Consider the following 22,903-nt stretch of genomic DNA (forward strand, 5'->3'; position numbering starts at 1 on the left):
AGGAAACCGTAACGGCGGCCCGTGCGCAAACGCACGGGCCGCCGACGGGACTACTGGGAGACGGTGCCGCCCGCAGCCACGATCTTGTCCTGGGCGGAGCCCGAGACCTTGTCGACCGTGACGGTGAGCTTCACGCTGATGTCACCCTGACCGAGAACCTTGACCTTCTCGTTCTTGCGGACGGCGCCCTTGGCGACCAGGTCCGCAACGGTGACGTCGCCACCGTTCGGGTAGAGCTCCGCGAGCTTGTCCAGGTTCACGACCTGGTACTCGACGCGGAACGGGTTCTTGAACCCGCGGAGCTTCGGGGTGCGCATGTGCAGCGGCATCTGCCCACCCTCGAAGCCGACGCGGACCTGGTAACGGGCCTTCGTGCCCTTGGTACCGCGGCCCGCGGTCTTGCCCTTCGAGCCCTCACCGCGACCCACACGGGTGCGGTCCTTCTTCGAGCCAGCGGCCGGACGAAGGTGGTGCACCTTCAGGATCTGGACGCGCTCGTTCTTCTCGTCGCTCATGCGTCGACCTCCTCGACCTTCACGAGGTGCGCCACCGTCGCGATGTACCCGCGGTTCTGGGAGTTGTCCTCGCGCAGGACCGTACGGCCGATGCGCTTGAGACCCAGGCTGCGGAGCGTGTCGCGCTGGTACTGCTTCTCGCTGATGACGGACTTCGTCTGCGTGATCTTCAGCATGGCCATCAGGCACCTGCCTTCTCGGTCGCTGCGGCACGTGCTGCCGCCTCGGCCTTCAGGAGGCGAGCCGGCACGACGTGGTCCACGTCGAGGCCACGACGTGCGGCGACGGCGCGGGGTTCCTCGAGCTGCTTGAGGGCCTCGACCGTGGCGTGCACGATGTTGATGGTGTTCGACGAACCGAGCGACTTGCTCAGGACGTCGTGGATGCCGGCGCACTCGAGCACGGCGCGGACCGGACCACCGGCGATGACACCGGTACCGGCAGCGGCCGGGCGCAGGAGGACGACGCCAGCGGCGGCCTCACCCTGGACCGGGTGCGGGATCGTGTTGCCGACGCGCGGGACGCGGAAGAAGTTCTTCTTCGCCTCTTCGACGCCCTTGGAGATCGCCGTGGGGACCTCCTTGGCCTTGCCGTAGCCGACGCCCACGAGGCCGTTGCCGTCACCCACGACGACGAGCGCCGTGAAGCTGAAGCGACGACCACCCTTGACGACCTTCGAGACGCGGTTGATGGTCACCACGCGCTCGAGGAACTGGCTGTCGCCACCGCGGTTGTTGCGGTCGCGGCCCTGCTGACGGTCACGACCGCCACCACGACGGCCACGGTTGTCGGCCGAGTCGCGGTTGTTGGACGCGGAGCCGGCAGCGGTCTCGACCGGACGCTCGGCGACGGGGGCAGCAGCCTCCGCCTTGGCGTCGGTGGACTTGGTCTCCTCGGCGCTGGTGGCCTCGGTGGTCTCCTCAGCGCTGGTGGCCTCGGTCGTCTCCTCGACGGCCGGGGTCTCCTCGGCGTTGCTGTTGTTCGCGATGTCGCTCACAGGTTCAGCCCTCCTTCACGGGCACCATCGGCGATCGCGGCGACGCGACCGGCGTACTTGCTACCACCGCGGTCGAACACGACGGCTTCGACACCGGCGGTCTTCGCACGCTCGGCGAGGAGCTCGCCGACGCGACGCGCCTTGGCGGTCTTGTCGCCGTCGAACGAGCGGAGGTCGGCCTCCATCGTCGACGCGCTGGCAAGGGTGTGACCCTTGGAGTCGTCGATGACCTGCACGAACACGTGACGTGCCGAGCGGGTGACGGCGAGACGCGGACGTGCCTCGGTGCCGGTGATCTTCTTGCGGAGGCGGTTGTGGCGACGGGCCTTGGCAGCCGCCTTGCTCTTGCCTCGGGTACGAGTTCCGATAGCCATGATCACTTACCTGACTTTCCGGCCTTGCGGCGCACGTTCTCGCCCGCGTAACGGACACCCTTGCCCTTGTAGGGCTCGGGCTTCCGCAGCTTGCGGATGTTCGCAGCGACCTCGCCGACGGCCTGCTTGTCGATGCCGTTGACGGTGACCTTGTTGTTGCCCTCGACGGCGAAGCTGATGCCCGCCGGCGGCTCGACCGTGATCGAGTGGGAGTAGCCGAGCGCGAACTCGAGGTTCGAGCCCTTCGCCTGGACGCGGTAACCGGTGCCGACGACCTCGAGGCCCTTGGAGTAGCCCTGGGTGACGCCGATGATCTGGTTCGCGATGAGCGTGCGGGTCAGGCCGTGGAGCGACCGGGACTCACGCTCGTCGTCCGGGCGGGTGACGAGGACCTGGTTCTCCTCGACGTTCGCCTGGATGGGCTCCGCGACGACGAGCGCGAGCTCGCCCTTCGGGCCCTTGACCGCGACGTTCTGACCGTCGATGGAGACGGTCACGCCAGCGGGGATGTCAATGGGAAGACGTCCGATTCGTGACATGTTCGATCACCAAACGTAGGCGAGGACTTCCCCACCCACGCCCTTCTGCTCGGCTTCGCGGTCGGTCAGGAGACCCGACGAGGTGGACAGGATCGCCACGCCGAGGCCACCGAGGACCTGGGGGATCTCCGTCGACTTCGCGTAGACCCGGAGACCGGGCTTCGACACGCGCTTGATGCCGGCGATCGAACGCTCGCGCTCGGGGCCGTACTTGAGCTCGATGGTGAGGGTCTTGCCCACGCGGGCGTCCTCGACCTTCCACTCGGTGATGTAACCCTCGCGCTTGAGGATGTCAGCGATGGTGGTCTTGAGCTTGCTGCTCGGAAGCGAGACGGCGTCGTGGTGCGCCGAGTTCGCGTTCCGCAATCTGGTCAGCATGTCTGCGACCGGATCGGTCATCGTCATGATGTGATTCCGTTTCTCGCCTGGTTTCGACACCCGTTCCACGAATGCCGACCTGAGCGATCGAGTGACTCCAGGGCGATTCCCCGGAGTCTGTGTTCGTGCGTGCGGGCCGGAGGACTCGAGAGTCCTTCGGCCCGCAGCGCCCGAAGTAGTTTAGACCGTCTGCTCGGCAGAGCGGAACGGGAAGCCGAGCTGCTTGAGCAGGGCGCGTCCCTCGTCGTCCGTCTTCGCGGTGGTCACGACGGTGATGTCGAAGCCGCGGACACGGTCGATGCGGTCCTGGTCGATCTCGTGGAACATGCTCTGCTCCGTGAGACCGAAGGTGTAGTTGCCGTTGCCGTCGAACTGGCGGTCGCTGAGACCACGGAAGTCGCGGATACGGGGAAGCGCCAGCGAGAGCAGGCGGTCCAGGAACTCCCACGCGCGATCGCCACGGAGGGTGACGTGCGCGCCGATGGCCTGGCCCTCACGCAGCTTGAACTGCGCGATGGACTTGCGGGCCATCGTGACCTGCGGCTTCTGACCGGTGATCGCCGTGAGGTCCTTGATGGCCCCCTCGATGATCTTCGAGTCGCGAGCTGCCTCGCCGACACCGGTGTTCACGACGACCTTGACCAGGCCGGGGACCTGGTGGACGTTCGCGTAGCCGAACTGCTCGGTCAGCGCCGCCTTGATCTCGTTCTTGTACTTCTGCTTCAGGCGCGGCTGGACCTTGTCAGCCGTCGCGGCAGTCGTGTCAGTCATCAGAGCTTCTCACCAGACTTCTTGGCGTAGCGGACTCGGACGGTCTTCTTGACACCGTCCTTCTCCACCTCTTCGGTGCGGAAGCCGACGCGGGTCGGCTTCTTCGTCTTGGGGTCGACGATCGCGACGTTCGACACGTGGATCGGGGCCTCGTGCTGCTCGATGCCGCCGGTCTTCGAACCACGCTGGGTCTGGCCGACGCGGACGTGCTTCGTGACGAAGTTCACGCCCTCGACGACGACGCGGTTCTTGTCCGTGAGGACCTCGATGACCTTGCCCTGCTTGCCACGGTCGCCGCCACGCTCCTGCGTCGCGCCCGTGATGACCTGGACCAGGTCACCCTTCTTGATGTTCGCCATGGCTTACAGCACCTCCGGCGCGAGCGAGATGATCTTCATGAACTTCTTGTCACGAAGCTCGCGACCGACCGGACCGAAGATGCGCGTGCCGCGCGGGTCGCCGTCAGCCTTGAGGATCACTGCCGCGTTCTCGTCGAACTTGATGTAGGAGCCGTCGTTGCGACGGGTCTCCTTCTTGGTGCGAACGATGACCGCCTTGACGACGTCACCCTTCTTCACGTTGCCGCCGGGGATGGCGTCCTTCACCGTGGCGACGATGACGTCACCGAGACCGGCGTAGCGACGACCCGAGCCACCGAGCACGCGGATGGTCAAGATCTCCTTGGCACCCGTGTTGTCGGCGACCTTCAGGCGGGATTCCTGCTGAATCACTGCTGTCTCCTATTTCCGCAAGCGGGCCGCGAGGCCTACTTGGCCTTCTCGAGGATCTCGACCAGGCGCCAGCGCTTGGAGGCGCTGAGGGGACGGGTCTCGCTGATCACGACGAGGTCGCCGACACCGGCCGAGCCGGCCTCGTCGTGTGCCTTCACCTTGGAGGTGCGGCGGATGACCTTGCCGTAGAGGGCGTGCTTCACGCGGTCCTCGACCTCGACGACGATGGTCTTGTCCATCTTGTCGCTCGTCACGTAACCACGGCGCGTCTTGCGGTAGCCGCGGGTGAGGGCGGCGGAGTCCTTCTCTTCGTTCGCCATCAGTTCTCCTCGGCGGTCTCGGCCTCGGTCGACTCGACCGGCTTGTCAGCCTTCTTCGTCGACTTCTTGGCCTTGGTTGCGGTCTCGACGGGCGCGGGGGTGGCACGGATGCCGAGCTCGCGCTCGCGGAGGACGGTGTAGATCCGGGCGATGTCGCGCTTGACGGCACGAAGACGACCGTGGCTCTCCAGCTGGCCGGTGGCCGACTGGAAGCGGAGGTTGAAGAGCTCCTCCTTGGCCTTCTTCAGCTCGTCAGCAAGACGCTCGTTCTCGAACGTGTCGAGCTCCGTCGGACGGAGCTCCTTGGAACCGATCGCCATTATGCGTCGCCCTCCTCGCGCTTGATGATGCGTGCCTTGAGGGGCAGCTTGTGAATTGCACGGGTCAACGCCTCGCGGGCGATGTCCTCGCTGACGCCGGAGAGCTCGAAGAGCACGCGGCCCGGCTTGACGTTCGCGATCCACCACTCGGGGGAACCCTTACCGGAACCCATTCGGGTCTCGGCAGGCTTCTTCGTGAGCGGACGGTCCGGGTAGATGTTGATCCACACCTTGCCGCCACGCTTGATGTGACGCGTCATGGCGATACGAGCGGACTCGATCTGACGGTTGGTCACGTAAGCGGGGGTCAGGGCCTGGATGCCGTAGTCACCGAAGGAGACCTTGGTGCCACCGGTCGCCTGACCCGAACGCTTCGGGTGGTGCTGCTTGCGGTGCTTGACTCGACGGGGGATAAGCATGGTTACGCCTCAACTCCTGCGCCGGCCGGCGCGTCCTGCGGGGCCTGCTGCTCGCGGCCGCCACGGTCGCCGCGGTCGCCGCGGTCGCCGCCACGACGGTCACCGCGGTCGTTGCGGTCGCCACGCGGGCCTCCACGACGCTCGGGGCGCGACGAACGCTGGTTCGCCTGCTCGCGAGCGAGCTCCTTGTTCGTGATGTCGCCCTTGTAGATCCACACCTTCACGCCGATGCGACCGAACGTCGTCCGGGCCTCGTAGAAGCCGTAGTCGATGTTGGCGCGGAGCGTGTGCAGGGGCACGCGGCCCTCGCGGTAGAACTCCGAGCGCGACATCTCGGCGCCGCCGAGACGGCCGGCGACCTGGATGCGGACACCCTTGGCACCGGCGCGCTGTGCACCCTGGAGGCCCTTGCGCATGGCGCGACGGAACGCGACACGGGCGGAGAGCTGCTCCGCGATGCCCTGCGCGACGAGCTGGGCCTCGGTCTCGGGGTTCTTGACCTCGAGGATGTTGAGCTGGATCTGCTTCTTGGTGAGCTTCTCGAGCTCGCCACGGATGCGCTCCGCCTCGGCGCCGCGGCGACCGATGACGATGCCGGGACGCGCCGTGTGGATGTCCACGCGGACACGGTCACGGGTGCGCTCGAGCTCGATGCGGGCGACGCCGGCACGGTCGAGGGTCTTCTTCAGGTACTGACGCACCTTGATGTCCTCGGCGACGTAGTCGGCGTAGCGCTGACCCGGCTTCGTGCTGTCGGTGAACCAGTGCGAGACGTGGTCCGTCGTGATCCCGAGGCGGAAGCCGTACGGGTTGACCTTCTGGCCCATTACTTGCTCGCCTTCTTGCTCGTCGCGGCAGCAGCCTCGGCCTCGTCAGGGGTCGCGAGGACCACCGTGATGTGGCTGGTGCGCTTGTTGATCCGGAAGGCCCGGCCCTGAGCACGCGGCTGGAACCGCTTGAGGGTCGTGCCTTCGTCGACGAAGACGCGGCTCACGTAGAGGTCGCGCTCGTCGAGGAAGCTGTTCGTCGAGTCCGCCTTGACACGTGCGTTGGCGATCGCCGAGGCGACCAGCTTGTACACGGGCTCCGAAGCGCCCTGGGGGGCGAACTTCAGGATGGCGAGCGCCTCGTGGGCCTGCTTGCCGCGGATCAGCTCGATGACGCGACGGGCCTTCTGAGGCGTGACGCGGATGTGTCGCACGCGTGCGATCGACTCCACCATTTCGTTCCTCCTCTGCGTCGCCGCCTTAGCGGCGACGGCCCTTCTTGTCGTCCTTCACGTGACCGCGGAAGGTACGGGTCGGCGCGAACTCGCCGAGCTTGTGACCGACCATCGATTCGGTGACGAACACCGGGATGTGCTTGCGTCCGTCGTGCACCGCGATGGTGTGCCCGAGCATGTTCGGAACGATCATCGAGCGGCGCGACCACGTCCGGATCACGTTCTTCGTGTTGGCCTCGTTCTGCGTGACGACCTTGCGAAGCAGGTGCTCGTCGACGAAGGGGCCCTTCTTCAGACTGCGTGGCATCTTCTGAACTCCTACTTGCGCTTCTTGCCGGCGTTACGGCGACGGACGATGAGCTTGTCGCTCGGCTTGTTCGGCTTGCGCGTGCGACCCTCGGCCTGGCCCCAGGGGCTGACCGGGTGACGACCACCGGACGTCTTGCCCTCACCACCACCGTGCGGGTGGTCGATCGGGTTCATCGCGACACCACGCACGGTCGGGCGGACGCCCTTCCAGCGCATGCGGCCGGCCTTGCCCCAGTTGATGTTCGACTGCTCGGCGTTGCCGACCTCGCCGATGGTGGCGCGGCAGCGGGCGTCGACGTTGCGGACCTCGCCCGACGGCAGACGGAGCTGCGCGTAGGGGCCGTCCTTGGCGACGAGACGCACCGAGGCGCCGGCCGAACGCGCGAGCTTGGCGCCGCCACCGGGGCGGAGCTCGATCGCGTGGATGACCGTACCCACGGGGATGTTGCGCAGCGGCAGGTTGTTGCCGGGCTTGATGTCGGCGCCGGGGCCCTGCTCGACGACGTCGCCCTGCTTGAGCTTGTTCGGCGCGAGGATGTAGCGCTTGGTGCCGTCCACGAAGTGCAGGAGCGCGATGCGCGCCGTGCGGTTCGGGTCGTACTCGATGTGCGCGACCTTGGCGTCGACGCCGTCCTTGTCGTGACGACGGAAGTCGATCACGCGGTACTGGCGCTTGTGGCCACCACCGATGTGACGGGTCGTGATGCGGCCCGAGCTGTTCCGGCCACCGGTCTTCGGCAGCGGACGAAGCAGGGACTTCTCCGGCGTCGAACGGGTGATCTCGGCGAAGTCGGCGACCGACGAGCCGCGACGACCCGGGGTCGTCGGCTTGTAGTTACGAATAGCCATGATGTTTTCCCTCTGGTCCTCAGCCGACAGCCGTGAAGATGTCGATCGAACCGGACTTGAGCGTCACGATGGCGCGCTTGGTGTCCTTGCGCTTGCCGATGCCGAAACGCGTGCGACGGGTCTTGCCAGGACGGTTCAGCGTGTTGATGCCGGCGACCTTGACGTCGAAGATCTTCTCGATGGCGAGCTTGATCTCGGTCTTGTTCGCGCGGGGGTCCACGAGGAACGTGTACTTGCCCTGGTCGATGAGGCCGTAGCTCTTCTCCGACACGACGGGCGCGATGATGATGTCGCGCGGGTCCTTGTTGAAGCCGCTCATGCGGAGATCTCCTTCGCGGTCTTCGACGCGATGAAGGCGTCGAGGGCGCTCTTGCTGAAGACGATGGCGTCCGAGACGAGGACGTCGTATGCGTTCAGCTGGCCGTACGAGAGCGCGTGGACGTTCGGCAGGTTGCGGATCGACTTGAGCGTGAGCTCGTCGTCCGACTCGAGCACGACGAGCACGTTCTTGACGGGCGCGACCTTCTCGAGGAGCGTGCGGGCGGTCTTGGTCGACGGCACCTCGGCCGCGACGAAGCCCTCCACAGCGGAGATACGGCCACCGCGGGCACGGTCCGAGAGCGAGCCGAGCAGCGCAGCGGCGATCATCTTCTTCGGGGTGCGCTGCGAGTAGTCGCGCGGGGTCGGTCCGTGGACGACGCCACCGCCGGTGTGCTCGGGAGCACGCACCGAACCCTGACGGGCGCGGCCGGTGCCCTTCTGCTTGAACGGCTTGCGACCAGCACCGCGGACCTCGCCGCGGTTCTTGGTCTTGTGGGTGCCCTGACGCGACGCCGCGCGCTGCGCGGTGACGACCTGGTGGATCAGCGGGACGTTGGTCTCGACGTCGAAGAGCTCGGCGGGGAGCTCGACGGAGCCGGACTTGACGCCAGAGACGTCGAGGACGTCGATCGTGGTTGCAGTCGTGGTGGCCATGATCACTTACCCTTCACGGCGGTGCGGACGAAGACGGAGCGACCGCGAGCACCGGGGACGGCGCCCTTGACGAGCAGCAGACCCTTCTCGGCGTCGACGGCGTGCACCGTGAGGTTGAGGACGGTCACGCGCTCTCCACCCATGCGACCGGCCATGCGCATGCCCTTGAAGACACGCGACGGGGTCGAGGAAGCACCGATCGAGCCGGGCTTGCGGTGGTTGCGGTGGGCACCGTGCGATGCGGAGACGCCGGCGAAGCCGTGGCGCTTCATGACACCCGCGAAGCCCTTGCCCTTGCTCGTGCCGACGACGTCGACCTTCGCGCCGGCTTCGAACGTGGCGTCGACGGTGAGCTCCTGGCCCAGCGTGTACTCGCCCGCGTCCGACGTGCGGATCTCGGTGAGGGTGCGGCGCGGGGTGACCCCGGCGGCCTCGAAGTGGCCAGCGGCCGGCTTGTTCACCTTGCGGGGGTCGATCTGGCCAGCGGCGATCTGGATCGCCTCGTAGCCGTCGCGCTCCACGTTGCGGATCTGGGTGACCACGTTCGGGCCGACCTCGATCACGGTGACGGGGATGAACTTGTTGTTCTCGTCCCACACCTGGGTCATCCCGAGCTTCTTGCCGAGGAGGCCCTTGACGGTCTTGGTTGTGTTCGCCATCAGTTCAGCCCCCTTACAGCTTGATCTCGATGTTGACGTCGGCCGGGAGGTCGAGACGCATGAGCGAGTCGACGGCCTTCGGCGTCGGGTCGACGATGTCGATGACCCGCTTGTGCGTGCGCTTCTCGAAGTGCTCGCGCGAGTCCTTGTACTTGTGGGGAGAACGGATCACTGCGATCACGTTCTTCTCGGTGGGGAGCGGCACCGGGCCGACCACGGTCGCACCGGCACGGGTCACCGTGTCGACGATCTTCCGGGCCGACGTGTCGATGACCTCGTGGTCGTACGACTTGAGCCGGATGCGGATCTTCTGTCCCGCCATGTGTTCTCTGTCCTCTCTGCGCCGCGCACCCTCGGGCCGCCTGACGCCGCCGGGTTCCGCCCTGTGCGGACCTGGCTGTTTGCGTGAATCACCGGACGCATCCGCTGGGGATGACCGCTGTTCTCCTGTCAACCGCGCGGACGGTCATGCCGTGTTGCACACGACGGCCCGCGTGGACGTATCGCCACCCCGGCTGAAGGACACGGATGTCCGTCAGGTTGTGGGGCTTCGATGTGTTCTGCTGCCTGCGGCCCAACCCAGCCCTGCTGGACAGGGGGGTTGTGCACTGCCAGTGCAGTGATCCTTCGGGGCGCGAACGCCCCCGGAATTTCGGAACCGGACAAGTCTCCCATAGCCCGGGGTTCCGTGCAACCCGGGCGTGTCGCGTTTCCCCGGGCGTGTCGAGACCAGCGTACTTCCCCGGTCCGCCGCGGATCCACCGGCCTGGAGGCCCGGCTCGCGTCCGCCCCGCAGCGCACGTCCCGAGACGCCTCGGCCGCCCCCGCCGACATGCGTCGCGCCCCCTCCCGGACATCGCGCCCCGGTGCGGCGGGGTGCGGTGTTCGTGAGGGGGCGCGATGTGCAGCCGGGGCGCTCGGGTCAGTCCTCGTCGGGGACGACCGGCGGCACGAACCACGGCGGGAAGACCGCGACGCGCGGGACGTGCCCGCCGTGCTCGGACAGGATGTCCTTCACGGCGTGGCGTGCACGGTCGTTCGGCACGCCGATGACCGCGACCGAGGAGAACGGCACGCTCGGCCCGGCGAGGACCTCCACGCCGTGCATCTCCGGGTCGGTGAGGTCCGTGCGACGCAGCAGGTTCGCCGCTGCCTCCGGACCGACGGCGAACCGGACGTCCTCGGCGTCGGCGTCCGTGTCCGCCAGGATCACCGATGCACCGAAGGCCGCGGTGGGGACGACGAGCACGACGTAGTCGACGCCACGGGCGTGCCGGGCGGCGTCGGACCAGCGCTCGGTGTCGTGCGCCCCGCGACGGACCTCGTCCCAGCGCGCGCCGTCGGGCGAGAGCGAGAACGGGACGTGGCTGGCGACGCTCGACCCGTCGGGAGCGGTCGCCGCAGCGCGCGCCGCGCGGGCAGCAGGGGCGCTGATGTCGTACGACGGTGTGACGGCGTCGGACGCGAGGATCGCCCCGTCCGCGACGATCCCGTCGAAGTTGTCGATGTGGGTCACGTGGTGTGCGCGCAGGGCGCCGAAGACCCGGGCGGCCGGCATGTCCGGCTCAGCCGTGCGCAGCGCGGTCGCCTTCGCACGGGCGGGCGAACCGCCGGGGGTCGACCGCAGCGAGGTGCTGACGCGGGTGCGCCGCGGCGCAGGGGCCTTGGGGACGTCCGGCACCTCGCGCTGTCGAGGCGCGCAGATGTCGCAGAGTTCGGTGGGGAATCCGTGGATGCACTCGTCGGTCACGACTGATGTGGGTCCTTCCGTGCCGCGTGGGGGTGGGACGGCACGAGGGTCAACGGTACGTCATCCCGGACGCGTCGCGGCACCGATGCAGGTCATTGGCGGTAGAGCAGCGCCCGGACCTCGGACTCCGCGGCGTGCTCGCGCTTCGGATCGATGGTCTCGCCGTGCTCGTACGCGTCGAGCAGGCGGGGGTCGACGTAGCTCTGCCTGGCCACCGTCGGGGTGTTGCCGAGGACCTCGCTCGCCGCCTTGACCGCGTGCGACACCGCACGCTTCCGCTTCGCCTCGCTGGACTGCGGCCCGGTCTCCGCCAGGTCGATCGCCGCCGCGACCGTGCCGTGCAGCGTCCGGAAGTCCTTCGCGGTGAACTCGTCCCCTGCACGCTCCTTGACGTAGGCGTTGATGTCCTCGGCCGACAGCGGCTCCCAGTCGGCTCCCCTGGTCGGACGGAAGGACAGCAGCCGCGCGGTGGGTCCGCGTCGCTTCATCCCGGCGATCACGCTCGACAGGTCGGCGTCGTGGATGGACGACGACCACTCCTGCCCGCTCTTGCCGGGGAAGGAGAGCTCGATGTCGTCACCGGACACGTGCGCGTGCGCGCAGAGCAACGTGGAGAGACCACGGCTGCCGTGCTCGGTCGCGTACCGTTCCGACCCCACCCGCAGCGATCCCTGGTCGAGCATCCGGAACGCCGCAGCGAGCGCGCGTCGCCGGTCCGGCTCGGGGCGTCGCAGGTCGAGGGTGACACCGCGGCGTGCGCTCGGGAGCGACTCCGCCAGGGCGAGCGCCCGGTCGTACTTGATGCGGTCCATCCGCTCGCGCCAGGACGGGTGGTACATGTACTGCCGTCGTCCGACCGCGTCGATGCCGGTGGCGAGGACGTGGCCGTTGTCGTACGGCGAGATCCAGACGTCCTCCCACGCCGGCGGCACGACGAGGTCCTCGAGGCGCTGACGGACACCGGGGTCCGTCACGGTCTGCCCGTCGGGGTCGCGGTACGAGAAGCCCTTGCCCGAGCGGACGCGGTGGTAGCCACGACCGTTGGTCGCGGATCTGCGGAGGCGTGTCACCCCTCCGAGCAAACACGACCCGCCTCAGCGGGGCAGCAGGAAGCGACGGATCGCGCACCGCGGCCCGGCGGATCCCACCGGCCGGCGGGCGGTGGCGACCGGTGGCGGACGGGAGGACCGGTGCGGGCGTGCACCGGTCCTCCCGTCCGTCAGGCGGTCACCGCCCGCCGCTCGGTCGCCGCCCGCCGCTCCGTCATCGTGCGTCGCGTCGGCGGCGGAGCAGGAGCAGCAGCAGGCCGACCGAGAGCGCGAGCAACGCGAGCGCTCCACCGAGCCCCAGGCCCGCCGCACCGGTGAACGCGAGCTCACGGGGCTGCGGGTAGGCGCGGACCGGAGCCGGGTCGCTCGCGCGGAGCGGATCCGTCGCGACCGCACCGGTCACCTGCGTCGTCGCGGACCGGACGGTCGCGACGTTGGTGATGCGGTCGGGGGCGTCCGGGGCGACCCGGACGGTCAGCTGGATCGCGATCCGGTCACCGCTGGCGAGCGGCTCGTCGAGCGTGCAGGACACCGTCGATCCCGTCGTGCAGGTGGCGGCGCGGTCGTCGACGCTCACGAAGGACAGTCCCGTCGGCAGTGCGTCGGTGACCACGACGGGGCCAGGGTCCTCGGTGGGCCCGGCGTTCCTGACCGTGATCGTGTACCCGACCGTGCTCCCCCGGACCAGCTCGCCGGTGTGCGTCTTCGTCACGGAGAGGCTCGAGAGCGGCTGGACCGCGAGCTCGTCGTCGGCGGCGTTGTCCGCCAACGTCGTCTCGGTGGTCGTCGTCGCGACCGTCGCCGTCGGCGTGACGCCGGGGTACGCCGCAGCGGTCGGCGTCTGGTGCACCGTGATCGCCGGCGCCAGCGTGCCGGCCGGCAGCGTGCCGCTCAGCGCGAACGACACCGTCGTGCTGCCGTCGGCGTTCGTGACGACCCCGGTGACCGTCCAGGCCGGATCCGCCTCGGTCGAGACGTACGTCAGGCCCTTCGGCAACGTGTAGGTCGCGGTGACGGCCGCCGCGTCGGAGAGCCCGGCGTTCCGGACCTGCACCGTCTCGGGCAGGTCCTTCCCGATGACGGCCTTCCCGCTCTGCCCGATGCTGATCTGCACGTTCGCCACGGCGGCGACGGGCAGCGGGGCCACCGCGGTCCCACCGTTCGTCCCGATCGGCTCCGGCGTGCCCTGCGCGGTGATCGCCGCGCGGTTCTCGATCGCACCGGCCGTGTAGCCAGATGCGATCGCCGTGGTCAGCCAGAGTCCCGGCGCGTCGGTACCCGCCAGGACGGTCGACCCCAGCGTGCACGTCACGACGGTGGTGTCCGTGGTGCCGTCGCACGTCCAGGCCGCACCGTCGGACTCCGCGGCCACGAACCGCATGCCCTCCGGCAGCTGGTCGGTGACGACGGTGTCCGGCTGCTCGTCGGACGGTCCCTCGTTGCGCACCTGCAGGTACCAGACCTGCTGGGCGCCGGCAGTGGTCGTCGTGGAACGGTCCGTCGACCCGGTCCGGTCGACCGGGGTCTTCGACAGCGTCAGCGCGGCGTGCGTGGTCACGTCGACGTCAGCCCCCGCGGTGTCGTCCGAGGGGTCGGGGTCGTCCGTCCCCGACGAGACCGTCGCCGTGTTCCTGAGCGTGCCGGCTGGCGTCCCCGAGGCGATCGCCGCCGTCACGTGGAACGTGGCGGATGCACCGGATGCGAGCGTGCCGGTGGACCAGGAGGTCGGGTCGGCGCCCTGTTGCCACCCGTCGTCGTCCGTGGTGACCGCGGTCACGGTCATCCCGGCCGGAGCCGAGTCGGTCCACGTGACGCGCTGGGCGTCCGAGGGGCCGGCGTTCGTCACGGTCACGTCGTACGTCACGTCCGTACCGGCGTCGGCCGTGGCCGCGCTGGTCCTGGTCTTCGTGATCGACAGGTCCGCGGAGGTGGTGACGTCGACGGTCGCGTCGTCGTGCGCGGTCTCCCCCTTCGCGGTGACCGGCGCGGCGGTGGCGGTGTTCACGATGGACGAGCCACGGAACGAGGCGGGGACGTGCACCACGACGCCGATGGTGTCCGGATCGGTGGCACCAGCGGCGATGCCGTCGGTGCTCACGAGGGTCAGGACGCCGTCGACGTTCGACTCCACGGTCCAGTGCGCGGCGGTCCCGTCGGTCAGCCCGACGTACTCGACACCGACCGGCAGCGTGTCCTGCACGCGGACGCTCGGGGTGGTCGCGTCGCCCGCCGGCAGGTCGGACGGCCCGTCCGGGTTCGCGACCTGGATCGTGTAGGTGACGTCCTCACCGGCGTCGACCGACTGGACGTCCGCGGTCTTCGTGACCCGCAGTCCGACCGTCTGCGTCGCGGCGCTCGAGGTGCTCGCGGTCTGTGTGGCCGCGTTGTCCGACCGCACCACGGCCGTGTTCGCGAGGGTGCCGGAGAGGCCGGCAGGCGTCGTCACCGTGATGGTGAACGACGACGACGTCCCGGCACGCAGGGTGCCGTCGAGCACGCAGGAGACCGTGTCGTCCGACGTGCAGGTCCAGTCGCCGTCGGTCTGGGACCCGCCCTGGAGGCTCGTCCCCGACTCGAGCGCGTCGGTCACGACGACCTTCCGCGCGTCGGCCGTGCCGGTGTTCCGGACCGTGATGGTCCAGTCCGCCGGCTCGCCCGCCACGAGGCGGTCGCTGGAGAACGCCTTCGCGATCGTCAGCGAGGTGGTGTCGTCGACCGGGGTGCTCGTGTTGCTGACGTCGTTCGACGCCTTCGGGTCGGTCGTCGACGGGTCGACGGCGACGCGGGCGGTGTTCGCGATCGTCTGCGACGCCGTCGTGTCCGGCCGCACCGTCGCCGCGACGGTGATCGGCGGTGCGGTCGTCCCGTTCGCCAGGCCGTCACGGGTGCAGGTCAGGGTGTTGCCGTCGGTGTCGCACGTCCACCCGCTGTCGTCCGCGACGGTCACCTGCTCGAGCCGCACGGTGCTCGGCAGCGTGTCGGTCACGGTGACGGTGCCGCGGGCGTCGGAGACGCTCTGCTCGGCCGGGTCACGGACGTTCTGCACCGAGAGGGTCCACGTCGCGATCCCACCGGCGGTGAACCGGTCGGCTGCTGCCGTCTTCGTGATCGCGAGGTCCGCGATCGCGACCGGGGTGGTGCTCGCCGAGTCCGAGTCGTTCGCGTCGTTCGGGTCGAAGGTCTGGCCGGTGCCCTGGTGGATCGTCGCGCTGTTGCGGATCGCCGTGAGCGGGGCGTCGGCGGGCAGCGTCAGTGCGACGTCGAGCTCCGGGAACGCCGAGCCCGACGCGACCACAGCGCCGTTGACGCAGGTCTGCTCGTCCGTACCGGTCGTCGTGCACGTCCAGCCCGAGCCGGAGAACCGCAGGGTCGCACCGTCCGGGAGCCCGGCGACGGTGTCCACCACGGTCGTGCCGTGAGCGGCGTCCCCGCCGGTGTTCGTGACCACGATCGTCCAGGCCTTCGCCGTCGTCGCGCCGGCCACGACGTCCGCGGTCGTCGCCTTCTTGGCGATCGACAGGTCGGCCGCGGCGATCGAGGCGGTCGCGGTCGCGTCGGTCCCCTTCGTGCCGTCCTGCTGCTTCGGGTAGGTGGTGAACGAGCCGGCGCCGCCGTCGTACCCGGTGCCGCCGGAGGCGTCCGTGATCGTCGCGGTGACGTGGTTCGTGTGCTTCGTCGCCGTGCCCGCCGCGGTCGCGGCGGCCGTCGTCGGGGTCGCGCGGTAGTGCAGGGTCAGGGTCTCGTTCGTCCCGAGTGCCCCGAGGTCCGCCCAGGTGAGCGTGGTCCCGGCCACCGACGGGTCGGGAGCTGCCGTGCTGGCGCCTCCGTTCCTGGCGGTCGTCGAGCTCCCGGCGTCGTAGCTCCACCCGTCGGGCAGGACGTCTCGCGCGGCGACGGAGGTCGCGGCACTGCCCGTGTTCGTGAACGTCACCGTGAAGTCGGACGGGACGCCGAGGTAGGACAGCCCGCCGGCGGTGTCGTTCGACTTCGCCACGGCGACGGACGGGAACGACGGGGTCACCGACGCGCTCGCGGTGGTCGGGCCGTACGAGCCGCCGTCACCGTCCGGGAGCGAGGTGTACGTGCCCGTCGAGGCGGTGTTCACCAGGGCGTCACCGGTCAGCTCCGCGTCCTCGGCGAGCACGGCGTGGTACGTGTACGTGGTCGTGGAACCGGTGCCGAAGGTCGTGCTCGGCCAGGTGATGACGCCGCCGCCGCACTTCGCGTCGGTGCTGAGCGTGCCGCCGCCGGAGATCCGTGCGGGGTCGACCACGATGCCGTCCGGCACGCAGTCGGTGACGCTCGTGCCGTACGCGGGCGAACCGGAGCTCGAGACCGTCACCGCGTAGGTGATGTCCTGGCCCGGCTCGGCCTTCGCGGTGGTCGTCGTCTGCCCGGCCACCGTCGCCGACTTCGCGATCGCGAGCGACGGGGTCACCGCGGTCGCGTTCGCCTGGTTCGACGTCGTCGATGCGTCGGTCGGCTCGGCGCCCTTCGCCGCCCGGTCGTAGGCGAGCTTCGCCGTGTTCGAGTACGCGGTGCCGGACGACTGACCGGCACCGACCCGCACCGGGACGTCGACCGTGATCGTCAGCGGTGCGCCGAGCCCCGACGCGATGTCGGAGATCCGCACCGTGACGGTCCCGGAGGCGACCGATGGGGTGACCGTGACCGAGGAGTCGCTCGCGGTCGCGGTCGGGGTCCCGACCGCCGTCATGCCCTTCGGCAGGGTGTCCGTGATCCGGCCGTCGTACATCGCGACGTTCGCCGGGACGGTCGCGGTGATGCGGTAGGTCGCGGTGTCGCCCCCGCGGATCGGGAGCGCGTTCTTGCTCGCGGGGTTCGTCGTCGCGGTGCCCGTGCCGGCCCCGGTCGTGGCGTTCCACGTCGGCGCGGTGAGCGTCTTCGCGATGGACGGTCCGGACACGGTCACGGTGTTCGTCGTGGTCCCGACCTGCACGAACGACGTGTTCGCCGTGGCGTAGTCGGTGTCGAGGCTGGACGCGAGGACCCTGGCGGTGTTCACGTACTGCCGTCCGGCGGGGGCGGCCGTCCCCACCGTCGCGGTGACGGTGATCGTCGCGGAGGCGCCGGCGGCCAGGGTGCCCACCGACCACGTGTGCAGCGTGGTGCCGGTCGGACAGGAGCCCAGTGCACTCCGCTGCGCGCCCGTCGGCGTGCTCTCGGCACGTGAGCTGCTCGTGAGGGTGAGGTCGTCGGGGAAGCAGTCCGCGATCACGGTCGACCGCGCGTCCGCGGTGGACGCGGTGTTCTTCGCCGTCAGCGTCCACGTCACGGTGTCCCGACCGGCGACGGTCCGGCCGCCCAGGTTGTTGGTCTTCGTGATGCCGACCTGTGGGGGCTGGACCGCGATCGTCTTCGCGGCGGTGCTCGTCGACGGGGTACCGTCGGCCGGCTTCGACGAGAACGTCGCCGTGTTCGTGACCGTGCCGGGGGCGGTACCGGACGCGTCGTACTTCCCGACCCCCTTCGTCACCACGAGCCCGGACGCGGTCACGGAGAAGATCGCGGTCGAGTCCCCGGCGTTGTCGAAGGTCGTGGGGAAGACGACGGCACCGGCACCGAGCGTGTTCCCCGTCCCGGTCAGCGTGAAGGTCTGTCCGGCGTAGGTCCCGTCGACGTCGGTCGACTGCGCCGAAGCCGGCACGGTGATCGTGCTGCCGTCCGGGAAGGTCAGGGTCCAGCTGCTCGCGGACGTCGTCGAGACGCCGGTCGGCAACGGGTCACTGAGCGCGCCGTTGCCGACGCTCGTGTGCGCCGGGACGGTGGCGGAGTAGGTGTACGTCACGCCCTGCCCGGGTGCCGCGGTGTCACCGGAGAGGTTCGTCGTGGAGTCGGCGACCGCGCTCCCGCGCTTCTCGACCGCCACGGCCGGGATCGACACGGCTCGCGAGGCATCGGCGTTCGGCGCAGTCCCCTGCCCTGCCCCAGGCGTCGCGGTGAAAGTGCTCCCAGCGGTCTTCGCCGGGATCCAGGTGGTCGTCGTGTCCGCGTTCGTCGTGGTCGTGAAGCTCGTGACCGATGCCGTGTTGGCGTACGCCGTGCCGACGTACCCCGGGGTCGGCACGGTCAGGTCGTACGTCAGCGCCGTCGTGGCAGCGGCGTCGATCGAGGGGATCGTCCAGCGGAGGTAGCGCGAGGACGCGTACTGCGACGCGGCGCCGGTCGGAGCCGGACCGCAGACTCCGTCGTCCGAGATCGCGGCGACGGCAGCACACTCGACGCCGACGGGAAGCGCGTCCCACACGGTGACGTCACCGATGGCCGTGCTGGTCCCCGTCGCGGGCTCGTTGCCGACGGTCAGGCGGTAGTGCAGCGTCGCGCCCTCCGTCGTCGTCGACGGGTTCGTGACCGCACCGTCGGGGTCGACGATGTCCTTCGCGAGGGTCGCGGTGGGCGTCCCGGCCACGGCGTAGCCGACCGAGGTGCGGAGACTCGTCACGGCGCCGGCGGTGTTCTGCTGGGCGACCTTCATGAGGTTGTCGGCGAGGTCGACCGTCGTCGCGCTCGAGCCCTGCGAGGTGATGCGCGCGGCGACGTAGAGCACGACCCGTGCACCGTCGGTGTCACCGTCCACGTACGTGCCGCTCGCGCCGGAGACAGTGTGCCCGATCGCGAACGCACCCATCGTCGACGACGAGGACTTCAGGGCGACGTCCGACTCCGGGACCGTGCTCTCCGTCCCGTAGGACCAGTCGGTGTCCTCGTCCCAGCTGCTGCCGGCCGTGGTGTGCACGGGGAGCATGTCGGTGATCGTCGCGTTGCGGCTCTGCACGCCGGCCGGGAAGTCCACCTGCAGCTTGAAGCAGACCACGTCCCCGAGCTGGAAGGCGTCGCTCGGGGTGGTCGTCACGTAGGAGCCGGGCCGGCCGTCGGCGGTGCAGTCGGCGGAGCTCGTCACGCCGTCGCTCGCGCTCCGCGGCAGGACGGACTTCGAGATCACCGGCGCCTTCGACGTGATGGACGCACGGGAGTCGTCGACCACCTTCGTGTCGCCGCTGTCGCCGTGGACACCGGTGGAGGTGCCCGTCATCGCGACCGTGTTGTCGAACGAGTCACCGGCGGACGTCGGCCCGCCGGAGCCCGTGACCGAGTAGGCGGTCCGCATGAGCGCCTGGTAGCGGACGGTCGTCACGCCGTCTGCCGCCATGTCCGCGATGTGGAACGAGATCGTGAACTTCCCCGTGGCCGCGTCGTACGCGACACGGTCGACGGTGGCGTTCGTCATCTGCTGGTCCAGCGACGCGTTCATCGAGAGCGTGCAGTCCGCGGGGAAGGTCCCCGTGGTGGGCGTACCAGTCGGGAACGCGGGGCAGAGTCCGTCGCCGAGCGTGTCGGTGAACGTGATGCCCGCCGACGACTCGTACTCGCTCGCCCGCACGTCCAGCGAGTAGGTCGCGAACTTGCCGGCCGCGAAGGAGCCATCGGCCGGCGTGGTGACCGACTTCGCCACGGCGAGGTCCATCGCCTCGACGGTGAGTGCGGCGCTCGCGGACTGTGCCGAGGTCGCCGTCCCGCCGACCTTGCCCGTGTAGGTCCCGGCGGCGACGACGGTGTTCTCCTGCCCGCGGCCGTTCGACGTGGTGTCTGCGGTGTCCTGACGGGTCGAGGGGCCGTTGTTGTTGTCGAGGTTCGCCTCGTCGTGCAGGTCGGTGGCGGCCGGTGCCGACACGGCCCCGGCGGGCTTGCCCGTGCCCTGCCCGCTGAACGACATGGTGTTCTCGAACAGCGGCACCGCGGCGAGGTACTTGATGGTGACCGGGGTGTTCGTCAACGTCGGGATCGACCAGACGACCTTCGTGAAGACCTTGCCGTTCTGTCCCGCGACGTCGTCCACCGTGGTCACGCTCTGCGGCGTCAGGCAGGCGCTCTGGTCCCACTCGCCCGTGGCGCCGGCCGCCGTGGCGGACTGCAGCGACGGCGCACCCTCGTACTCGGGCCCCGAGGTCGTGTTGTCGATCGTGCCGCAGCCGAGGAACTCCAGCCCCGCCGGCAGGAGGTCCGTCACCGTGACGTCCGTGCTCGGAGCCGTCGCGGTGTTCTGCACGGTGAGCGTGTACACCATCGGGTGGTCGTGGACGCCGCGGACGAGCTCGTTCTCGGGGCTCCCCTCCGCCTTCGTGATGCGGATCGCGGAGATCGACGTCGGGTTCGAGGTCGCCGTCGCCGAGTTCGACGTGTTCGTCGCCGGAGCCCCGGTGGCGTCGAACGTCGGGATGTTGCGTGCGTCGCTGTTGACGGCGATCTGCGCCGTGCCGGTGAACGACGTGCCCACCGGGAAGACCGTGTCGGACGCGGTGACCTGGAACGCGATCGACTTCTGGTCGCCCGAGACCAGGTCGGACACGTTCGAGAAGACGAGGAGCGTTCCGCCGTCGGCGAGGGTCGTCGTGCTCGGATCCGGGAGCGCCGTGCCGTCCGCCGTCGCCTTGCCCGCGACGTAGGTCACGCCGGCCGGCAGCGTGTACGAGTACCCGAGGTTGTAGAGGTCCGTCCCCCCGGAGGCGTCGGCGGTGTTCTTCGCCGTGAGCGTCACCGTCGCCGGCGCCCCGCTCAGGACCGAGTCGTCGGCCTTCGCGGTCACGGTGACCGTCGAGGCCGCCGATGCGGGCTGCGCGATCGCGAACACCGCGAGGAGCCCGGTCACCAGGGCGATCACCACCGCCATCGCCACGGATCGGGGGCGTGCGGGCAGGAGGGACAGTCGCATCGGAGAGTGCTCTCGAGTCGTCGTCGGATGACGCGAGGCACAGCAGACCGCGCCGTCGACCGGGCAGGGTCGAGCAGCGTTGAGGGGGTGTTCGGGTCACCGCGGGACCCAGGGCGGTCCCGCGACTCCACGGTATCGAGCACGCAGACGGACCGATGCACCCAGATCGGGGTACACCGTTGTCCGCCGTCCGAGGGACGCGAACACCCGCCCGGCGAGAGCCGGACGGGTGTGGGGTCGCAAGAGTCGGCGCGGGGCTACTCGTTGCCGACGTGCTTGTCGACGTTCGCGGCGGCGTCGTCGATCTTGTCGTCGAACTTCCCGCCGGTGACCTTCTTCAGGCCGTCCGCGAGCCCGTGGATGATCTTGTCCGAGACCTCTTCCACCTTCTCGCTCTTGACGGCCTCCTCGATCTTGTCCTTGTTCTCGTCGACGAAGGCCTTCGCCTTGTCGGTGACCTCCTGCGCCTTCGCGGAGACGTTCTTCTGGATGTCGTCGAAGCCGGCCATGGTGCCTCCCTGTCGGCCGGGGTCCCGGCCATCCGATGGCCGGGTGGTCCGGCCGCTTGCGAGACATGTTGCCCGACCGTGCGCGATCTGTCCGCAGCACGCAGCACCGTCCCGGCAACGACGAAAGCGGGGCCGGACCCGAAGGTCCGACCCCGCTGACGCAAGGAACCAGAAGTTACTTGATGATCTTCTCGACCGTGCCGGCGCCGACCGTACGACCACCCTCACGGATGGCGAAGCGGAGGCCCTCTTCCATGGCGATCGGCTGGATCAGCTCGACCGTCATCGCGACGGTGTCGCCGGGCATGACCATCTCGGTGCCCTCGGGCAGCGTGATGACGCCGGTGACGTCCGTGGTGCGGAAGTAGAACTGCGGACGGTAGTTCGCGTAGAACGGGTTGTGACGACCGCCCTCTTCCTTGTTCAGGATGTACGCGTTCGCGGTGAACTCGGTGTGCGGCGTGACCGAACCCGGCTTCACGACGACCTGGCCGCGCTCCACGTCCTCACGCTTGAGGCCACGGATGAGCAGACCGGTGTTGTCACCGGCGACTGCCTTGTCGAGCAGCTTGCGGAACATCTCGATGCCCGTGACCGTGGTCTTCTGGGTCGGCTTGATGCCGACGATCTCGACCTCGGAGTTGAGGTCCAGCTCGCCGCGCTCGACGCGACCGGTGACGACGGTGCCACGACCGGTGATCGTGAAGACGTCCTCGATCGGCATGAGGAAGGGCTGGTCGGTGGCGCGCACCGGGTCCGGCACGTGCTCGTCGACCTGGGCCATGAGGTCCTGGACGGACTTGACCCACTTCTCGTCGCCCTCGAGCGCCTTGAGCGCCGAGACCTGCACGACGGGGGCGTCCTCGTCGAACTCCTGCGAGCCGAGGAGCTCACGGACCTCGAGCTCGACGAGCTCCAGGATCTCCTCGTCGTCGACCATGTCGGACTTGTTCAGCGCGACGACGATGTACGGCACGCCGACCTGGCGAGCGAGCAGCACGTGCTCACGCGTCTGGGGCATGGGACCGTCGGTGGCGGCGACCACGAGGATCGCGCCGTCCATCTGGGCCGCACCGGTGATCATGTTCTTCACGTAGTCGGCGTGACCAGGAGCGTCGACGTGCGCGTAGTGGCGCTTGTCGGTCTGGTACTCGACGTGCGAGATGTTGATCGTGATGCCGCGCTGGCGCTCTTCGGGAGCGTTGTCGATCTGAGCGAAGTCACGGGCCTCGTTGAGGTCCGGGTACTGGTCGTGCAGAACCTTGGTGATCGCCGCCGTGAGCGTGGTCTTGCCGTGGTCGACGTGACCGATGGTTCCGATGTTGACGTGCGGCTTGGTGCGCTCGAACTTGGCCTTGGCCACTGTGGGTCCTCCTCAGGACTCGGATGCGAGACCCCCGGGAGCACCCCTGTCAGGGATGCCGAACCGTTGGCACGCGGTGTGTGTGTCTTTACTTTACTTGGTGGCGAGGGGCCCGTCGCCGGG

Annotated in this window: 25 protein-coding genes; all 25 read right to left on the reverse strand. The window is 69.2% G+C overall.

Annotation, left to right across the window (positions count from 1 at the left end):
- Window positions 1-50: 50 nt before the first annotated feature.
- Complete coding sequence (gene rplO / locus ACIPJ2_RS01480) at window positions 51-515, reverse strand: 50S ribosomal protein L15 (RefSeq protein ID WP_281266002.1); 465 nt, start codon at window positions 513-515, stop codon at window positions 51-53.
- Window positions 512-697, reverse strand: a complete 186-nt coding sequence (rpmD, locus tag ACIPJ2_RS01485) for a 50S ribosomal protein L30 (protein WP_082517835.1) — start codon at window positions 695-697, stop codon at window positions 512-514. Before rpmD ends, rplO begins: the two co-directional genes overlap by 4 nt.
- Window positions 697-1,512, reverse strand: a complete 816-nt coding sequence (gene rpsE, locus ACIPJ2_RS01490; protein WP_281266003.1) for a 30S ribosomal protein S5 — start codon at window positions 1,510-1,512, stop codon at window positions 697-699. Before rpsE ends, rpmD begins: the two co-directional genes overlap by 1 nt.
- Window positions 1,509-1,886, reverse strand: coding sequence for a 50S ribosomal protein L18 (gene rplR, locus ACIPJ2_RS01495; RefSeq protein WP_281266004.1), 378 nt, complete (start codon window positions 1,884-1,886; stop codon window positions 1,509-1,511). The genes rpsE and rplR overlap by 4 nt, the downstream gene beginning before the upstream one ends.
- Window positions 1,887-1,888: 2 nt before the next feature.
- A complete protein-coding gene (gene rplF, locus ACIPJ2_RS01500; protein ID WP_281266005.1) occupies window positions 1,889-2,425 on the reverse strand; it encodes a 50S ribosomal protein L6 in 537 nt (178 codons plus the stop codon).
- Window positions 2,426-2,431: 6 nt separating this feature from the next.
- Window positions 2,432-2,830, reverse strand: a complete 399-nt coding sequence (gene rpsH, locus ACIPJ2_RS01505; RefSeq protein ID WP_281266006.1) for a 30S ribosomal protein S8 — start codon at window positions 2,828-2,830, stop codon at window positions 2,432-2,434.
- A gap of 153 nt (window positions 2,831-2,983) precedes the next feature.
- Window positions 2,984-3,574, reverse strand: coding sequence for a 50S ribosomal protein L5 (gene rplE / locus ACIPJ2_RS01510; RefSeq protein ID WP_281266007.1), 591 nt, complete (start codon window positions 3,572-3,574; stop codon window positions 2,984-2,986).
- The gene (gene rplX / locus ACIPJ2_RS01515; RefSeq protein ID WP_144760603.1) at window positions 3,574-3,933 is read right to left on the reverse strand and encodes a 50S ribosomal protein L24; all 360 of its coding nucleotides are present in this window, start codon (window positions 3,931-3,933) and stop codon (window positions 3,574-3,576) included. Before rplX ends, rplE begins: the two co-directional genes overlap by 1 nt.
- A gap of 3 nt (window positions 3,934-3,936) precedes the next feature.
- Window positions 3,937-4,305 carry a 50S ribosomal protein L14 gene (gene rplN, locus ACIPJ2_RS01520; protein WP_071299494.1) on the reverse strand — a complete coding sequence of 123 codons (369 nt, stop codon included), beginning with the start codon at window positions 4,303-4,305 and terminating at the stop codon, window positions 3,937-3,939.
- A 35-nt stretch (window positions 4,306-4,340) separates the two neighbouring features.
- Window positions 4,341-4,625 carry a 30S ribosomal protein S17 gene (rpsQ, locus tag ACIPJ2_RS01525; protein ID WP_071276754.1) on the reverse strand — a complete coding sequence of 95 codons (285 nt, stop codon included), beginning with the start codon at window positions 4,623-4,625 and terminating at the stop codon, window positions 4,341-4,343.
- Window positions 4,625-4,945, reverse strand: a complete 321-nt coding sequence (rpmC, locus tag ACIPJ2_RS01530; protein WP_281266008.1) for a 50S ribosomal protein L29 — start codon at window positions 4,943-4,945, stop codon at window positions 4,625-4,627. The genes rpsQ and rpmC overlap by 1 nt, the downstream gene beginning before the upstream one ends.
- Window positions 4,945-5,364, reverse strand: a complete 420-nt coding sequence (gene rplP / locus ACIPJ2_RS01535; RefSeq protein WP_123654821.1) for a 50S ribosomal protein L16 — start codon at window positions 5,362-5,364, stop codon at window positions 4,945-4,947. The genes rpmC and rplP overlap by 1 nt, the downstream gene beginning before the upstream one ends.
- A gap of 2 nt (window positions 5,365-5,366) precedes the next feature.
- A complete protein-coding gene (rpsC, locus tag ACIPJ2_RS01540) occupies window positions 5,367-6,191 on the reverse strand; it encodes a 30S ribosomal protein S3 (RefSeq protein WP_402727255.1) in 825 nt (274 codons plus the stop codon).
- Window positions 6,191-6,586, reverse strand: a complete 396-nt coding sequence (rplV, locus tag ACIPJ2_RS01545) for a 50S ribosomal protein L22 (protein ID WP_123654823.1) — start codon at window positions 6,584-6,586, stop codon at window positions 6,191-6,193. The genes rpsC and rplV overlap by 1 nt, the downstream gene beginning before the upstream one ends.
- 25 nt (window positions 6,587-6,611) lie before the next feature.
- Window positions 6,612-6,893: a 30S ribosomal protein S19 gene (gene rpsS, locus ACIPJ2_RS01550; protein WP_017885529.1), complete on the reverse strand. Its 282-nt coding sequence runs from the start codon at window positions 6,891-6,893 to the stop codon at window positions 6,612-6,614.
- Between the two features lie 11 nt (window positions 6,894-6,904).
- Entirely contained in the window at window positions 6,905-7,744 is an 840-nt protein-coding gene (gene rplB / locus ACIPJ2_RS01555; protein WP_281266010.1) for a 50S ribosomal protein L2, read from the reverse strand.
- A 19-nt stretch (window positions 7,745-7,763) separates the two neighbouring features.
- Window positions 7,764-8,063, reverse strand: coding sequence for a 50S ribosomal protein L23 (gene rplW / locus ACIPJ2_RS01560; protein WP_111009849.1), 300 nt, complete (start codon window positions 8,061-8,063; stop codon window positions 7,764-7,766).
- A complete protein-coding gene (gene rplD, locus ACIPJ2_RS01565) occupies window positions 8,060-8,719 on the reverse strand; it encodes a 50S ribosomal protein L4 (RefSeq protein ID WP_281266011.1) in 660 nt (219 codons plus the stop codon). Before rplD ends, rplW begins: the two co-directional genes overlap by 4 nt.
- A 2-nt stretch (window positions 8,720-8,721) precedes the next feature.
- Window positions 8,722-9,378, reverse strand: a complete 657-nt coding sequence (gene rplC, locus ACIPJ2_RS01570) for a 50S ribosomal protein L3 (RefSeq protein ID WP_281266012.1) — start codon at window positions 9,376-9,378, stop codon at window positions 8,722-8,724.
- Between the two features lie 13 nt (window positions 9,379-9,391).
- A complete protein-coding gene (gene rpsJ, locus ACIPJ2_RS01575) occupies window positions 9,392-9,700 on the reverse strand; it encodes a 30S ribosomal protein S10 (protein ID WP_017885534.1) in 309 nt (102 codons plus the stop codon).
- Between the two features lie 600 nt (window positions 9,701-10,300).
- Complete coding sequence (locus ACIPJ2_RS01580) at window positions 10,301-11,128, reverse strand: DarT ssDNA thymidine ADP-ribosyltransferase family protein (RefSeq protein ID WP_281266013.1); 828 nt, start codon at window positions 11,126-11,128, stop codon at window positions 10,301-10,303.
- A 92-nt stretch (window positions 11,129-11,220) separates the two neighbouring features.
- The gene (locus tag ACIPJ2_RS01585) at window positions 11,221-12,198 is read right to left on the reverse strand and encodes a DNA topoisomerase IB (protein ID WP_402727256.1); all 978 of its coding nucleotides are present in this window, start codon (window positions 12,196-12,198) and stop codon (window positions 11,221-11,223) included.
- Between the two features lie 193 nt (window positions 12,199-12,391).
- Window positions 12,392-20,908, reverse strand: a complete 8,517-nt coding sequence (locus ACIPJ2_RS01590) for an isopeptide-forming domain-containing fimbrial protein (RefSeq protein WP_402727257.1) — start codon at window positions 20,906-20,908, stop codon at window positions 12,392-12,394.
- Window positions 20,909-21,165: 257 nt separating this feature from the next.
- The gene (locus ACIPJ2_RS01595; protein WP_402727258.1) at window positions 21,166-21,417 is read right to left on the reverse strand and encodes an antitoxin; all 252 of its coding nucleotides are present in this window, start codon (window positions 21,415-21,417) and stop codon (window positions 21,166-21,168) included.
- Window positions 21,418-21,592: 175 nt separating this feature from the next.
- Complete coding sequence (gene tuf, locus ACIPJ2_RS01600; RefSeq protein WP_281266017.1) at window positions 21,593-22,780, reverse strand: elongation factor Tu; 1,188 nt, start codon at window positions 22,778-22,780, stop codon at window positions 21,593-21,595.
- Window positions 22,781-22,903: the final 123 nt, after the last annotated feature.

The sequence above is a fragment of the Curtobacterium sp. NPDC090217 genome, from assembly GCF_044746705.1.
Lineage (GTDB): Bacteria > Actinomycetota > Actinomycetes > Actinomycetales > Microbacteriaceae > Curtobacterium.

What these genes read in the sequence shown, in the direction of transcription:
- rplV (WP_123654823.1), bottom strand. Translation starts at nt 6,586, where the DNA reads ATGGTGGAGTCGATCGCACGCGTGCGACACATCCGCGTCACGCCTCAG.
- rplF (WP_281266005.1), bottom strand. Translation starts at nt 2,425, where the DNA reads ATGTCACGAATCGGACGTCTTCCCATTGACATCCCCGCTGGCGTGACC.
- ACIPJ2_RS01595 (WP_402727258.1), bottom strand. Translation starts at nt 21,417, where the DNA reads ATGGCCGGCTTCGACGACATCCAGAAGAACGTCTCCGCGAAGGCGCAG.
- rplE (WP_281266007.1), bottom strand. Translation starts at nt 3,574, where the DNA reads ATGACTGACACGACTGCCGCGACGGCTGACAAGGTCCAGCCGCGCCTG.
- rpmC (WP_281266008.1), bottom strand. Translation starts at nt 4,945, where the DNA reads ATGGCGATCGGTTCCAAGGAGCTCCGTCCGACGGAGCTCGACACGTTC.
- rplD (WP_281266011.1), bottom strand. Translation starts at nt 8,719, where the DNA reads ATGGCCACCACGACTGCAACCACGATCGACGTCCTCGACGTCTCTGGC.
- rpsS (WP_017885529.1), bottom strand. Translation starts at nt 6,893, where the DNA reads ATGCCACGCAGTCTGAAGAAGGGCCCCTTCGTCGACGAGCACCTGCTT.
- rplR (WP_281266004.1), bottom strand. Translation starts at nt 1,886, where the DNA reads ATGGCTATCGGAACTCGTACCCGAGGCAAGAGCAAGGCGGCTGCCAAG.
- rplB (WP_281266010.1), bottom strand. Translation starts at nt 7,744, where the DNA reads ATGGCTATTCGTAACTACAAGCCGACGACCCCGGGTCGTCGCGGCTCG.
- rpsH (WP_281266006.1), bottom strand. Translation starts at nt 2,830, where the DNA reads ATGACGATGACCGATCCGGTCGCAGACATGCTGACCAGATTGCGGAAC.
- ACIPJ2_RS01590 (WP_402727257.1), bottom strand. Translation starts at nt 20,908, where the DNA reads ATGCGACTGTCCCTCCTGCCCGCACGCCCCCGATCCGTGGCGATGGCG.
- rpmD (WP_082517835.1), bottom strand. Translation starts at nt 697, where the DNA reads ATGGCCATGCTGAAGATCACGCAGACGAAGTCCGTCATCAGCGAGAAG.
- rpsQ (WP_071276754.1), bottom strand. Translation starts at nt 4,625, where the DNA reads ATGGCGAACGAAGAGAAGGACTCCGCCGCCCTCACCCGCGGCTACCGC.
- rplC (WP_281266012.1), bottom strand. Translation starts at nt 9,378, where the DNA reads ATGGCGAACACAACCAAGACCGTCAAGGGCCTCCTCGGCAAGAAGCTC.
- rpsJ (WP_017885534.1), bottom strand. Translation starts at nt 9,700, where the DNA reads ATGGCGGGACAGAAGATCCGCATCCGGCTCAAGTCGTACGACCACGAG.
- rpsC (WP_402727255.1), bottom strand. Translation starts at nt 6,191, where the DNA reads ATGGGCCAGAAGGTCAACCCGTACGGCTTCCGCCTCGGGATCACGACG.
- rplP (WP_123654821.1), bottom strand. Translation starts at nt 5,364, where the DNA reads ATGCTTATCCCCCGTCGAGTCAAGCACCGCAAGCAGCACCACCCGAAG.
- rplX (WP_144760603.1), bottom strand. Translation starts at nt 3,933, where the DNA reads ATGGCGAACATCAAGAAGGGTGACCTGGTCCAGGTCATCACGGGCGCG.
- rplO (WP_281266002.1), bottom strand. Translation starts at nt 515, where the DNA reads ATGAGCGACGAGAAGAACGAGCGCGTCCAGATCCTGAAGGTGCACCAC.
- rplW (WP_111009849.1), bottom strand. Translation starts at nt 8,063, where the DNA reads ATGAGCGGCTTCAACAAGGACCCGCGCGACATCATCATCGCGCCCGTC.